This is a genomic window from Pseudomonas sp. GM50 (assembly GCF_000282375.1).
Lineage (GTDB): Bacteria > Pseudomonadota > Gammaproteobacteria > Pseudomonadales > Pseudomonadaceae > Aquipseudomonas.
Genome location: NZ_AKJK01000082.1, coordinates 1 through 12,473 on the forward strand (window position 1 = coordinate 1; position 12,473 = coordinate 12,473).

Annotated in this window: 10 protein-coding genes; 5 read left to right on the forward strand and 5 right to left on the reverse strand. The window is 59.1% G+C overall.

The window, feature by feature from the left end:
- Positions 1–2,197: VCBS domain-containing protein (locus PMI30_RS10050; protein ID WP_008011594.1), on the reverse strand; the 2,197-nt coding region annotated here is incomplete at its 3' end.
- 1,260 nt (positions 2,198–3,457) lie between these two features.
- Between PMI30_RS10050 and PMI30_RS10040 the strand changes: the two genes are divergently transcribed.
- The 4 genes from PMI30_RS10040 to PMI30_RS10025 all read left to right on the forward strand — a co-directional run bounded on the left by PMI30_RS10040 (position 3,458) and on the right by PMI30_RS10025 (position 8,751).
- Positions 3,458–5,062: a tetratricopeptide repeat-containing response regulator gene (locus tag PMI30_RS10040; RefSeq protein ID WP_008011597.1), complete on the forward strand. Its 1,605-nt coding sequence runs from the start codon at positions 3,458–3,460 to the stop codon at positions 5,060–5,062.
- The gene (locus PMI30_RS10035) at positions 5,059–5,751 is read left to right on the forward strand and encodes a sensor histidine kinase (protein ID WP_008011600.1); all 693 of its coding nucleotides are present in this window, start codon (positions 5,059–5,061) and stop codon (positions 5,749–5,751) included. Before PMI30_RS10040 ends, PMI30_RS10035 begins: the two co-directional genes overlap by 4 nt.
- Positions 5,752–6,055: 304 nt before the next feature.
- A complete protein-coding gene (locus tag PMI30_RS10030) occupies positions 6,056–7,297 on the forward strand; it encodes a glutamine synthetase family protein (protein WP_177318850.1) in 1,242 nt (413 codons plus the stop codon).
- A 71-nt stretch (positions 7,298–7,368) separates the two neighbouring features.
- Positions 7,369–8,751: an MFS transporter gene (locus PMI30_RS10025; protein ID WP_008011603.1), complete on the forward strand. Its 1,383-nt coding sequence runs from the start codon at positions 7,369–7,371 to the stop codon at positions 8,749–8,751.
- A 63-nt stretch (positions 8,752–8,814) separates the two neighbouring features.
- Here PMI30_RS10025 and PMI30_RS10020 read toward each other — a convergent pair whose 3' ends face one another.
- From PMI30_RS10020 to flgA, 4 genes are all read right to left on the reverse strand, one after another.
- Positions 8,815–9,561: a flagellar brake protein gene (locus PMI30_RS10020; protein ID WP_008011605.1), complete on the reverse strand. Its 747-nt coding sequence runs from the start codon at positions 9,559–9,561 to the stop codon at positions 8,815–8,817.
- 88 nt (positions 9,562–9,649) lie between these two features.
- Positions 9,650–10,117 carry a flagella synthesis protein FlgN gene (locus tag PMI30_RS10015; protein ID WP_008011607.1) on the reverse strand — a complete coding sequence of 156 codons (468 nt, stop codon included), beginning with the start codon at positions 10,115–10,117 and terminating at the stop codon, positions 9,650–9,652.
- Positions 10,118–10,165: 48 nt separating this feature from the next.
- Entirely contained in the window at positions 10,166–10,492 is a 327-nt protein-coding gene (gene flgM, locus PMI30_RS10010; RefSeq protein ID WP_008011609.1) for a flagellar biosynthesis anti-sigma factor FlgM, read from the reverse strand.
- Between the two features lie 179 nt (positions 10,493–10,671).
- On the reverse strand, positions 10,672–11,433 hold the full coding sequence (gene flgA / locus PMI30_RS10005; protein ID WP_032830386.1) for a flagellar basal body P-ring formation chaperone FlgA: 762 nt from the start codon (positions 11,431–11,433) through the stop codon (positions 10,672–10,674).
- Positions 11,434–11,515: 82 nt separating this feature from the next.
- On the opposite strand from flgA, the gene PMI30_RS10000 reads away from it, so the two are divergent.
- Entirely contained in the window at positions 11,516–12,448 is a 933-nt protein-coding gene (locus PMI30_RS10000; RefSeq protein ID WP_008011613.1) for a chemotaxis protein CheV, read from the forward strand.
- Positions 12,449–12,473 lie beyond the last annotated feature (25 nt).

Genomic DNA, 12,473 nt, shown 5'->3' on the forward strand with positions numbered 1-12,473 from the left:
TGAACACTTCATTGTGAGTCTCGCCGGCCTTCAGCGATTGCACGGCACTGGCGACGCCATCGGTGCCATTGGCCAAGGTGTAAGTCCATTGGCCAGTGCTGTCGACGGCGATCGAGCCGTAGCTGCCGGTATTACTACCGGCAATGCTCCAGCTGGTCGTGGCATCGTGATCGATGTCGGCCGAACTGAACTGGCCGCTGACGCTGAGGGTGCTGTCTTCCTGCACGGCGCCGGTATCATTGCCGGTCGCAAAGCTGAGCACGGGTGCATCGTTAGTGCCGCTGACGGTGACGGTCACCAGTTGAGTGTCGACGCCACCGAGGCCATCGCTGACCTGCACGCTGAACACTTCATTGTGACTCTCGCCAGCCTTCAATGACTGCACGGCACTGGCGACGCCATCGGTGCCATTGGCCAGCGTGTAAGTCCACTGGCCGCTGCTATTCACCGCAATCGAACCGTAAGTGCCCGAAGCCGAGCCATTGATGCTCCAGGTCGCGGTGGCAGCGTGATCGATGTCGGCCGAACTGAACTGGCCGCTGACGCTGAGGGTGCTGTCTTCCTGCACTGCCCCGACATCGTTACCCGTCGCGAAACTGAGCACTGGTGCGTCATTGGTGCCAGTGAGGGTGATGGTGACAGTCTGCGTCGCCGAAGCAGCATTAGCCGCGCCACTGTTGTCGGTGGCAACCACCGTGTACGAGAAGGTGACGGTTTCACCGGCACCGAGGAAGTCGAGGTTCTGGCTGGTGCTGTAGTCCCAGCTGTTCTGATCGACCGAGAAACCAGCCACCAGTGCCGAGGCCACGCCCGCATTGAGCGTGCCGCCGCTCCAGGCGATGTTGCCGTTGGAGGTGTGCGACACAGTCACCACGTCGATGTTGTCCACATCGGCAAAACTCAGTGCACCACTGTCGCTCAGCGTGGCGGTGCCATTGCCTTCGTTCATTGCGCCGCTGCTGTCGGCGATCGTCAGCGTTGGCCGGTCGTTGGTGCCGGTGATAGTAATGGTCACGGTCTGCACCGTGCCGTCGCCGATCGCCACGTTATAGGTCTGGGTGATGCTCTGGCCTTCGCCAAGGAACTGCAGGGCGGCGTTGTTCACCGCGAAGTTCCAGCCCAGTGAACCGCTGCCCGTACCGGTGCTGTCGCTCAGATTGGTGGTGAAGTTGCCAAGATAGCCGGAAGCGCCCGGCGTAACCGTGACGCTGTGGGTGTCGATCAGGTCGGCGTCGGTGAAGGTGATGCTGCCGTTGGCGGCGTAGTCGCCGCTGTCTTCCTTGGCATCGCCTGCCTGCGCGCCGCTGGTGATCTGCACCTGATCGTTGGTACCGGTGATGGTGATCGTCACGTTCTGCGTGGTCGACGAACCATGCCCGTCATTGATGGTGACCACATAAGTTTCGGTAGCCGACTGACCCTGGGCCAGGGACTGGGCTGCCGCATTATTGAGGGTGTAAGTCCAGTTGACGGAGCCGTCGGCGGTGTTGGCCGCTTCAGTCACGGGGGCAAGGACGAAGGCGCCCAGCGCGGTTGTATTGCCTCCCGCAGCCACGAAAGAGGCGGTATGCGTGTCGCTCAGGTCTACATCGCTAAAAGCAATAGTGCCTGTCGCGCTCAGCGAGTCGGTAGTGCTCGGCGTCGTGGTCGCATCTTCGGTTACCGTGCTGGCCTGTGCGCCGAGGCTCATCGTCACACTGTCATTCATGCCAGCGAACTGCACCTGCGCTGTAGCCCAGCTGAGCGTGCCGTTACCCAGACGAATCGCATAGGTAAAACTGTCCGTCAGGGACCCTCCAGCTGCCAGCGCCTGGAGTTGTGCCTTGAACGTAGTCGACAACGTAGCGGCGTCGTAGCCGACCTTGCCATCCGACGTAATCCAGATCTTTGCACCATTGAAACTGGTGTCAGTACTCGTCGCCTCAATTCTGCCGGTGTCCTGGACCAGCAGGTCGGCCGGAGCATAAACCTTGGTGGCGGTAGAAAGACTGGTTGCGTTATCGAGTGACCAGAGTGTCTTCGCGTTGCCACCGAGGTCATTGGACATGACGTCCAGGTACACGACTCCCAGCAGGTCTTCAGTGATGGCCGCGGTGCTCGTTCCAATAACACCGGCAGTGAAAATGTCGTCCTGCGCCTGCGGAGTGTTGGAAAACGAAGTAACGGTGCCGCCGCTGGTCGTTGTGGTGGTAGCCATGTCTTTCTCCCGAAAATGCCATTTTTTTATTTTTGGAATCGCTAGGGACTGCTAACAGGACGAAGTCCCGTTCTTGCACCGCTCAGGTCGTTCAAGAGGGGTGCGAGGCGGCCGTCGAACATCGTCGGCCAGCTGACGGGACAAGCGCTGCCGGCAGAGGCGCGCGGGTATTGCGGGGGTGGAAAAGCTCGCCGCACTCGAGGAGCGGATCGCAGGACCGGTTGGGCAAACGTGGGCCCGAACCTGGGGCTGCATTACACACGGCGCGCAGTAATCTGAGAGCTCCCATGTGGAAGGGACTCCTGAAGTAATGGCTGAATGAGGGCCGTGTCTTGGGAAACCCTGACTCAGGAGTACGGCCTTTCCTGATATCAGTTTGATAGGTGTTTAGTTGTGGGCTCAGGCTTTGTAAAGGTGTTAACCGGATGAAACGGTACTATGTGCCAATATTCCGACAAGTGGATGTTTAGGTGTCAATATTACGTCGATCTGTTTTTGGCGAAGGGGCTGACGGCTCACAACATTGGTGCGGCTCAAATGATCTGAAACCCTTATGGGGCATGGGCTGGCTGTGTTTTGTCGGTGCTGGGACACCCAAGAAATTTCAGCGTTCAGTGTTAAAAAGAGCCTGCCAGAGCCTGATGCAGGTCGGTTAAGGATAAATCGGACAGGTAGGAGCCAGGCTTGCCGGCGAAGGCGCTCTTAAGGACGCCTTCGCCGGCAAGCCTGGCTCCTACGAAAAGCGGTTCACAGAGTGTTTGCTGTGGCAGGGAACCAAGCAATGCGACACAGAGGCGCGCAGTTCTGGTTATGGACCGACACCCGGTTACCTCTCCACATCCATGAAGAAGTGCTCGGCGACGGAGTGCAGGTGGAAGTGCGGGCGCGTGTGAGTCATGAGGGTGTCACCCAGGTGTTCATCGGTGTTTACGATGGTCATGGGATTTTGATGGGGGAGGAGTTTCACGACAGAGGCCGCGATGTACCTTGCTGCGCGGCATTGGAGTGGGGCGCTCAGCGAGCGAAATGCGCAATTGCACTCCTGCCGCTTCAAGGGAACGCGACTACTGGCCGATAACCCGAACAGTCGTTGTCATTTTTATTTCTGGCGGCCGGCAATTGTCATCACGGGTTTTTGCGAAATTGCTTGATAGCCTATGGCCTCCCGCTATCATCTGCGCGCCAAAAAAGGCCGCGAAGCTGAGCTCGCCCGTGTAGTTGCCTTTGGGTTGTACTTCTTAAATTGCCTGGAAATCTTCGATGCTGTCGTATCACCAAAAAAGCTTCCTGATCGTCGATGATTTCTCGGATTTCCGCAGTTCCGTCAGGTCCATGCTGCGGGAGTTGGGCGTCAAGGACGTCGACACCGCCGATACCGGTGAACAGGCGCTGCGCATGTGCTCGCAGAAGTCCTACGACTTCATCCTGCAGGATTTCCATCTGGGCGACGGCAAGAAGAACGGTCAGCAGGTGCTTGAAGACCTGATGATCGAGAAGCTGATCAGCCATGAAAGTGTGTTTGTCATGGTCACCGCCGAAACCAGCCAGGCCATGGTGCTCAGCGCACTGGAGCATGAGCCCGATGCTTACCTGACCAAGCCGTTCAACCGTTCCGGCCTGGCCCAGCGCCTGGAACGCCTGGAGCAGCGCAAGACCTTGCTCAAACCGATCCTGCAAGCCCTTGACCGAGGCAAACCGGTTGAAGTGCTCAATGCCTGCATCGCCCTGTGTAAACAGGACATTCGTTATTCCCCGCTGTGCCTGCGTTACCGCGCCGATGCGTTGCGTGACATGAACCAGAACGAAGCGCTGGAACGGCTCTATGACAGCATCATTGCTGATCGGCCTTTGCCTTGGGCGTTTGCCGGGTTGGGCCAGTTGCTGTTCAAACGCGGCCAGGTCAACCAGGCCAAAGGCATTTATGAAAAAGCCCTGAAAGTCTTCCCGATGATGCCGGCCCTCTACGACGGCATGGCCGATGTGCTGGTCGCCGAAGGGGACACCAAGACGGCGCAGAAAGTGTTGGAGGAGGCTATTCGCCTGTCGCCGCTGGCGGTGCGCCGACAAGCATTGCTGGGCAAGCTGGCGATGGCCAACGAAGATTTCGACACCGCCTCCAAAGCCTATCGCCAGGCCGTGGCCCAAGGGGCGCAGTCACGTTTCAAGGATGCGGAAAGTAACCTCGGCCTGGCCCATGCCCTGATTAGCAAAGGCAGCGAAAAGGGCCTGGATACCCGCACCCGTCTTGAAATCAACACAACGCTGAGTGCGGTGGCGAAGGAGAACCCCTCCGACCCTGGTTTACAGATTCGTGCGCGTCTGATGAAAGCCACCAGCTTGTTGCTCAACGATGCCGAAACCGCCGAGAAGCTCACCGAGCAGGCGATGATGCGCCTCGATGGCATGGAGCAGTTCATGAGCGCCGAAGCGGCGCTGCTGGTGGCCAAGCAGCTGCAAATGCTTGGGCAGGCGAATGCCGGCGCTTCGATGCTGAAGAACTGTGCGGAGATCTACGGCGACGATCCGACCGTGATGAAAGGCATCGCCAAGCTGACCGACGACCCGACCATCCTCAACTCCGGCAACGCGGCCGCCGACCTCAACCGTCAGGGTGTGCGGGTGTACAAGACCGGCAACCTGGTGGAAGCCCGGGATGTATTCCGCAAAGCGCTGGCATTGCAGCCGAAGAACATCAGTATTGCCCTGAACATGGCGCAGTCGTTGCTGCATGGCACCGACACCAGTGTGCCGTCGGCCGAACTGGAAGAATGTCGCGCCTGCCTGAAAACCGTCGGCCTGATGCCCGATACCGACGCGCGTTATCCGCGCTACCAGAAACTGAAAATCAAGGCGTTCGGCGAATGATCGACAGCGAACCGTCACTCGACTTTTCCACGGTGATTGCCTCCACCGTGCATGACATGAAGAACTCCCTGGCCATGCTGATGCAGGCGCACAGCCAATGGCTGGCGCGCTTGCCCGATCCCGAACAGCACACCCCGGAGCAGGGCGTGATCGACTTCGAGTTCGCCCACCTCAACGGCATGCTGGTGCAATTGCTGGGGCTGTACAAACTCGGCGTCAACCAGATGCCATTGCAGCCGGCCTACCATGAGCTGGATGACTTCATCGAGGCCCAACTGGCGGCTCACCAGGAAGTGTTCGCCAGCCGCGGCATTATCGCGACCTATGAAGTGGACCCGTTGAGCCCGCTGGGTTTTTTCGATCGGGAGCTGATTGCCTCGGTGCTTGCCAACAGCATCAACAACGCCATTCGTTATGCCCGCCATGCCTTGTTGATCAGCGTCAGCGATGAGGCCGGGCAACTGGTGCTGACCATCAATGACGATGGCGAGGGTTATCCGTCTGAGATGATCGAGCGTCAGGCCGATTACGTGCAGGGCATCAACCACAGCAGTGGCAGCACCGGCCTGGGCCTGTACTTTGCCGGACGGATTGCCGCGTTGCATCAGCGCAATGGCGTGGGCGGACGCACTGAAATCAGCAATGGCGGCCCCTTGGGCGGCGGCGTGTTCAGCCTCTATCTCCCCTGACAGACACAATCCCCGTAGGAGCTGGTAGGAGCTGCCGCAGGCTGCGATCTTTTGATCTTGCCTTTAAAAAGCAAAGTCAAAAGATCGCAGCCTTCGGCAGCTCCTGCACCTTTTTGTTTGACGTTGCTTGATATTCCGAACAGCCGAAGCCTATTTTGTACGGGTCGCCGTTCGCGGCTCGTACAACAACAAGGATTGCGTCATGACAACCGATGGCCATCGTTCACTCGCGCAGCGATTGACGGGCATTGATGAGATTGAATGTGTCACGCCGGACCTGAACGGCGTACCACGCGGCAAGGTGATGACCGCCGAAGGATTTCTTGAAGGGCGGCGTTTGCAGATGGCGCGGGGAGTGCTGCTGCAATGCATCATGGGCGGCTATCCGCCAGCGCGCTTTTACGGCAGTGATGATGGCGACCTGGCGCTGGTGCCTGATCCCGCGCAGATCCACCGCTTGCCCTGGAGCCAGCAGCCTCGGGCGCTGGCCATTTGTGATGCGGATGAGCTGACCGGCGAGAGCTCGCCATTGTCGACCCGCGGTCAACTCAAGGCCGTGATCGCTCGATACGCCGCTCTCGGTCTGGCGCCGGTGGTGGCGACCGAGCTGGAGTTCTTCGTCTTCGCGCCGAACCCTGACCCGACGCAACCCTTCCAGCCACCACTGGGCCTGGACGGTCGTCGCGAGGACGGTCATTCGGCGTTCAGCGTCAGTTCCAATAACGGCTTGCGGCCGTTCTTCAATGAAGTCTACGAATGCATGGCGGCGCTGGGCTTGCCGCGCGATACCTTCATGCACGAGATGGGCGTCAGCCAGTTCGAGATCAACCTGCTGCACGGCGATCCGCTACTGTTGGCCGACCAGACCTTGTTGTTCAAGCATCTGCTCAAGGAAGTGGCGCTCAAGCATGGCCTGACCGTGGTCTGCATGGCCAAGCCGTTGGCTCACACACCGGGCAGTTCGATGCATATTCATCAGAGCATCGTCGAGATCGGCACCGGGCGTAACGTGTTCAGCGACAAGGCCGGCGAGCCGACCGCGACTTTCCGTCATTTCATCGGTGGCCAGCAGGCCGGTATGGCGGATTTCACCGCGCTGTTTGCGCCGAACGTGAACTCCTATCAGCGCCTGTGCCATCCTTTCGCATCGCCGAACAATGCCTGCTGGTCCCACGACAATCGTGCGGCCGGGCTGCGCATTCCGGCCAGTTCACCGGTCGCTCGTCGGGTCGAAAACCGCTTGCCGGGGGCCGATGCCAATCCGTATCTGGCGATCGCCGCGAGCCTGGCCGCGGGGTTGTATGGCATTGAGAACAAACTGGAGCCGAGCGAGCCGATCCAGGGTGAGTTCGTTGTGCCGGATAATCTTTCGTTGCCGTGTACCTTGCATGCCGCTCTTGAACGTCTGAAACGTAGCCAATTGGCGAAGGAACTGTTCGGCAAGGAGTTCATCGAAGGCTACATCGCTTCGAAGACTATGGAGTTGACCAGCTTCTTTGATGAAATTACTCCCTGGGAACGGCGTGTTCTAGCAGCCCAGGCCTGACGACCCGTCGCCGTCGGGCTATCGTTTGTCGATAGCCCGATATTCACTGCAAGGAGCCGCTCGGAACGCCGATGCGCCAAATCTTGAAATCTTTTCGGGGGCTTTATTTCGCCTCGCTGATGATGTTGATCGGCTCGGGCCTGTTGAGTACTTACCTTGCCCTGCGCCTGGCGGCCGATAAAGTCGATAGCCTGTGGGTCGGTGCGTTGATGGCGGCCAACTATTTCGGCCTGGTGCTGGGCGGCAAGATCGGCCATCGGCTGATTGCCCGGGTCGGGCATATTCGAGCCTACTCAGCCTGCGCCGGGATCGTCGGCGCGGCAGTGCTGGGTCATGGCTTGGTGGACTGGTTGCCCGCCTGGCTGTTCCTGCGGGTGATCGTCGGCCTGGGCATGATGTGCCAGTACATGGTGATCGAAAGCTGGCTCAATGAGCAGGCAGAAGCCAAGCAGCGTGGCGTGGTGTTCAGCGGCTACATGATCGCCTCGTACCTGGGGCTGGTGTTGGGTCAACTGATTCTGGTCATGCACCCGGGCCTGGGCCTGGAACTGCTGATGCTGGTCGCCCTGTGTTTCGCCCTGTGCCTGGTGCCGGTGGCCCTGACGCGGCGGATTCACCCGGCGCCTTTGCACCCGGCGCCGATGGAGCCACGGTTCTTCATCAAGCGCGTGCCGCAGTCATTGAGTACGGTGTTGGGGTCGGGTTTGATCGTCGGTTCGTTCTACGGTCTGGCGCCGCTGTATGCCTCGCAGCAAGGATTGTCGACCGAACAGGTCGGTCTGTTCATGGGTAGCTGTATTTTTGCCGGCCTGGTGGTGCAGTGGCCGTTGGGTTGGCTGTCGGATCGCTATGACCGGGCGCTGTTGATCCGCTGTTTCGCGTTTAGCCTGGCGCTGGCTGCGTTGCCGCTGGCGATCATGCGGCAGGTGCCGCTGGAGGTGCTGTTCATCGCCGGGTTCCTCTGCTCGTTGGTGCAGTTCTGCCTGTACCCGCTGGCGGTGGCGTTCTCCAACGACCACGTCGAGGGTGATCGTCGGGTGTCGCTGACGGCGATGCTGCTGGTGACTTATGGTGTCGGCGCGAGTATCGGACCGTTGGTAGCCGGGGTGTTGATGAAGCTGTTTGGCAGTCAGATGCTCTATGCCTTCTTCAGCTTCTTCGCCTTGGTGCTGGTGTGGCGAATCCGCCCGAAAGCGGTCACCAACCTGCATCAGGTGGACGATGCTCCACTGCATCACGTGGCCATGCCGGACAGTATGTCGAGTTCGCCACTGGTGGCTTGCCTTGACCCGCGCGTCGATGAGCAGGTGGTGCAGGATCAGATGCAGAACCCGGTCAACCCGGAGCCTGATTTCAACCCGGATGCAGAGCCCGAACCAGTGCCTGAAACGGATTCGGAGCCCGAAGACCCTGACACGGGTCGCGAGCAAAGCTTTACCGAAGCAAGGCCTTGATCAAGGCATAAAAAAACGGGCAGTCACCGCAAGGGACTGCCCGTTTTTTATGAGAGTGGCGTATCAGAAGTCGTCTTTATCGAAGCGCCGTGCTTCGCGCTGAAGCTGATAGACGAACCGCTCGACCTGCCGCTGCACCAGGCCGCTCATGTTGTGAAAACGCACGCCGGCGAAGGTGGTGTTGATCTTTTCTTCGAAGTGCAGGTAACGCAGCTCGACCGGCGCCGTCATGCTGCCGAAGGGTAGGGCGGCGATGAAGCGGTCGTAGACCTGACCCAGTTGCAGCCTGGCGGTAATGTCGCCTTCGAAGCGCAACTTGCAGCCGGTGGCAGAGATGTCCAGCAGTTTGCCGCTGACCGGCGACTTGAGCTTGTCACCACCCAGCTCGACATTGACCAGTTGCGCCAGCTTCAGCGCGGCGCGGAAAGCATTGCGGCGCTGGTGATAAACCACCTCGTCGGGCAGCGCGCCACGGTAGCAGCGGCCATCGCCGGATTCGTCGATGGTCAGCGGGCCATTGCTTTCCCAGGCGATGCGTACGCCGTCGTGGAAGCCTTCGACCTTGAACGGTTCGCCGGCCAGCAGAAAGCGTTCGCCGTCGCGGGGGATCATTTCGTCCAGGGCGATCATGTTGCTGTCACGGTCGACGTCCACCAGATAACTCTGGAAGCGCTGGCTGCGCTCGTGGAACGTGATGATCAGCGGGTCATGGCTGTCTTGCAGCTGACGCAGATTGCCGGAGATTTCCAGGGGCGTAGTGAGCACCTTGGGTGGCTGCGGAGCATCTTCCGCGTTTAAGGCATTGAACACGGGGCATCAATCTCCAGACAAATATGACTGCTAGCCAGCATTCTGCCAGCATGTTTCGCGTCTTGATAGGGTGTGCTCATTGAAAGGCTCAAGCCTGACTGAGCGGGCGTGGCTTTGCGAGCTTGGAGGTTGATCCGCGGGCATCGTAGAGCGCTGGCGGCTCGCCGCCGGTGAGGATTTTCAGCTGGTTGGCGGTGGCGGCCTGCTGCACCAGAATCGACTGGCCATTGTTGGCATTGGCGGCCTGGCATTGGGCCAGGAGGTCGGTCAGCACGTCGCTCTGTGCCAGCAACTGATCGCCGATGCTCGAATGGCTGGCAAGTTGCTCCAGGCCTTGGCGATTGGTTGGCAGGTTGAGGCTGGCGAGGATTTCACTGCGCTTGCGGCCATGCTGTTCGAGCAAAATGATCATTGCCTGTTTCTGCGCCAGAATGTCTTCGAGCAGTGGCATGTCGCGACCGTGCAGCGCGAGGGACTCGGTTTTCAGCAGCTCCAGCAGGTGTTGCGCCGGGGCAAAGTCGTCGATGATCAGTTGCAGTAAATTAGTGTCGTGCATGGCTGGCCTTGGGTTTTAAGCGTCCAAAAGCCTGGCGCGGGCCGTGGCCTAGCGCTGGGCTTCGAAGTTGAGCAGTTTGCTGGCTACACGGTTGCTGTCGACTTTATAGCTGCCATCGGCAATCGCTGCTTTCAACTCGGCCACGCGGGCTTTGTCGACGGCAGGCTGATCGCGCAGCTTGTCAGTGACCTTTTGCAACTGTTGAGCCTCATTGCTGAGGTGTACCGACTCCCCGCTTTGGGTGGTATTGGCCTGTTCGGCCGGGGTATTCAGCGGCGCGGATTGGCCAGCTTCGGCGGTTTCCTTAGCAACGCTGGTACGCGTACTGCCCGTAAGTGACGAGGAGCTGTTTAAACGACTGAAATCGATGACCATGACAAAAAACCTCTGGGTATTTGGACGCTTGCCATGTTTTCGGCTCTCCCCCGGAAAACTTTAGACCCATTTATCAATGAGCTTGCATGCGCCAGCGTGTGTCCTGCATGGGGCACAGTTTAGGCAACAGCCGTGTGGCGCGCCATCTCTTCACGAGCCCAGAGCCCCTGCATGGCCGCTCACATAGAAACTTCCACCTGGCCCGGCGCGGTGACTTGCGCCTTGATGACCCGCTGGGAGTTAAGGTTTTTCACGCGAATCTGTTCGCTCATGCCGCCGTTGGACAGCGCTTCACCCGGCATACGAACACTGAGCGTACCACTGCGGGCGGTAATCACCACCTGATCACCCTTGCGAATGACTTCCGCCTGTTCGAGGTGTACCAGGGTAATGACCTGATCGGCGACCATTGGTCGGGTAAGTTTCTGTCCGATCGCCTGATCGACGGAGGTCAGAAAACCCTGGTTTATCAGGCTGATATCGCGTTCACGCAGGGTTACGTCCTGGGGTTCGATAATCCCTGTGCGCTTGAGGGGGCGGGTGGTGGTCACAATGTCGCGAAACAGCCGTACTTGAGCGGGTACGAAGACTGTCCAGGGGGAGGCGCCGTCGCAACGAACCTTGACCGTGACCCGACCCAGAGGCCTTGCGGGGCTCTCGAGGGTGGCTGTCAATTCCTTGTCGCACATAGGCATGCGCAGGCGCGGATCGAGCTGGTTGACCTCGATTTCGTAGCGTCCTTGTGTTTGACTCGTGGCCAGATAGTCTTCTACGGTGAATTCAAGAAAGCCCTGAGTGACGCCGATAAGCATGTCAGGCAAGGTAACCGCGTCAGCAAGGGCAGGGCTGCCAGCGTTGAACAGGCAAACGGCCGACATCGCACAGAGTAATCTGCGGCAGGCTGATGTCAGGTGTCGGAAAAATGTCGGTTCTGTGTTCATAAGAGTTAAAAAGCAAGCGCCGTGCCGTTTAGTGATGAATGTGCGTCGCAAACACACTTAGCGTTGGTGTAGGAGTCTGGGCATGGCTGGTGTAATGGATTCGGTGAACCAGCGCACGCAACTGGTAGGGCAGAATCGCCTTGAGCTGTTGTTGTTCCGTCTCGACGGCCAGCAGCTGTATGGGATCAACGTGTTCAAGGTTCGTGAGGTGCTGCAATGCCCCAAGCTGACCCTGATGCCCAAGTCCAGTCCTGTCGTGTGCGGTGTGGCGAATATTCGGGGGGCGACCATTCCGATTCTGGATCTGGCGATGGCGACCGGTTCCGGAGCGCTGAAAGATCAAAGCAATCCCTTCGTGATCATCACGGAGTACAACACCAAGACCCAGGGTTTCCTGGTTCGGTCGGTGGAGCGCATCATCAACATGAACTGGGAGGAGATTCATCCGCCACCCAAGGGCACCGGGCGCGATCATTACTTGACGGCTGTGACTCGGGTCGACAATCAGTTAGTCGAAATCATCGACGTCGAGAAGGTGCTGGCGGAAGTGGCACCGACACCGGAAGCGATTTCGGTGGGCGTGGTGGATGTCGAGACTCAGCACAAGGCGTTGTCCTTGCGTGTGCTGACGGTCGATGACTCATCGGTGGCGCGCAAGCAGGTGAGCCGTTGCCTGCAAACCGTCGGCGTCGAAGTGGTGGCGTTGAACGACGGTCGGCAAGCGCTGGATTACCTGCGCAAGCTGGTCGACGAGGGCAAGAAGCCGGAAGAAGAGTTCCTGATGATGATTTCCGACATCGAGATGCCGGAGATGGACGGGTACACCCTGACGGCCGAAATCCGCAGTGATCCGCGCATGCAAAAGCTGCATATCATCCTGCACACTTCGTTGTCGGGTGTATTCAATCAGGCGATGGTCAAGAAAGTCGGTGCCGATGACTTCCTGGCCAAATTCCGTCCTGATGACCTGGCATCCCGGGTAGTCGACCGGATCAAAGCAGCAGATAACAGCTAGGGGCCTTCTGTCCCTGGCGGTCAAC